The 1,321-nt window shown below is 67.3% G+C and carries 1 protein-coding gene; it reads left to right on the top strand.

Annotated features, from left to right (window positions below; all coding sequences use genetic code 11):
• Positions 1–50 precede the first annotated feature (50 nt).
• A protein-coding gene (locus tag IE140_RS35690; protein WP_189461104.1) for an IS3 family transposase occupies positions 51–1,294 on the top strand; the annotation gives its coding sequence in 2 pieces (ribosomal slippage) (positions 51–333 and positions 333–1,294; 1,245 coding nt in all).
• The last annotated feature ends 27 nt before the right edge of the window (positions 1,295–1,321 follow it).

Here is a 1,321-nt window from a genome sequence, read left to right as displayed (position 1 = left end):
TGAACCGCTCCGGGTCTGATGGAGGCTCGATTCCTTGAGAGGATCGAGTCATGGCACGTCCGTCCCCTTACCCTCCCGAGCTTCGCGAGCGCGCGGTGCGCATGGTTGCGGAGATCCGTCCGAACTACCCCACCGAGTGGGCCGCGATGAAGGCGGTCGCGGCCAAGCTGGGGATCGGTGCCGCCGAGACGGTGAGGACCTGGGTCCGCAAGACCGAGGTCGACTCAGGCCAGCGGCCCGGAGTCACGTCGGAAGAGGCCGCGGAGATCAAGCGGCTGCGGGCCGAGAACGCCGAACTGCGACGGGCGAACGAGATCCTCAAGGCGGCCTCGGCTTTCTTCGCGGCCGAGCTCGACCGGCCGTCGAAGCGCTCGTAGCGTTCATCGACGCACACCGCCAGGTGTTCGGGGTCGAGCCGATCTGCCGAGTCCTGACCAGCCACGGACTGAAGATCGCGACGAGCACCTACTACGCCGCCAGGAACCGCACCCCCAGCGACCGGTCGGTCCGCGACAGGGAGCTGAAGACGCAGATCAGCCGCGTCCACTCCGACAATTTCGGCGTCTACGGGGTCCGGAAGGTCTGGCGTCAGCTGCACCGCGAGGGCATACCGGTGGCCCGCTGCACCGTCGCCCGGCTGATGCGCGACCTCGGCCTCGAAGGCGCCCGGCGCGGGAAGAAGATCCGAACCACCGTCCGGGACGATGGCCATGACCGGTCCGCTGACCTGTTGCAACGCGACTTCACCGCGTCCAGGCCGAACGAGCGGTGGGTGGCTGACTTCACCTATGTCGCCACCTGGTCGGGGATCGTCTACGTCGCGTTCGTCGTGGATGTGTTCTCCCGGGCGATCGTGGGCTGGTCCGCCGCCACCAGCAAGCGGGCCAAGCTCGTCCTCGACGCGCTCGACATGGCCTTGTGGCGTCGCGACCGCGCCGGAACTCCCGCTGGCCCTGGGCTGGTTCATCATTCGGACGCGGGCAGTCAGTACACGTCTTTCGCGTTCACCGCGCACCTGATCGAGGCCGGCATCGACGCCTCGATCGGCACCGTCGGCGACGCCTTGGACAACGCGCTCATGGAATCCCAGATCGGCCTCTACAAGACGGAGCTGATCAAGCCGCGCAGGCCCTGGCACGGCCTGGCCGACGTTGAACTCGCCACCGCGGAATGGGTCGACTGGTTCAACAACCAGCGCCTCCACACAGCGATCGGCGACATCCCGCCCCACGAGCACGAGACCAACCACTACGCTCAACACCAGCCCCAACCGGCGGCTGGAGTCAACGCATAGAGCCTCCACCGATCCCGGAGCGGTTCA

The sequence above is a fragment of the Streptomyces parvus genome (assembly GCF_014648875.1).
Lineage (GTDB): Bacteria > Actinomycetota > Actinomycetes > Streptomycetales > Streptomycetaceae > Streptomyces > Streptomyces parvus.
The sequence above is the reverse complement of the archived record's forward strand: the minus strand, read 5'-3'. Positions and strand labels throughout refer to the sequence as shown.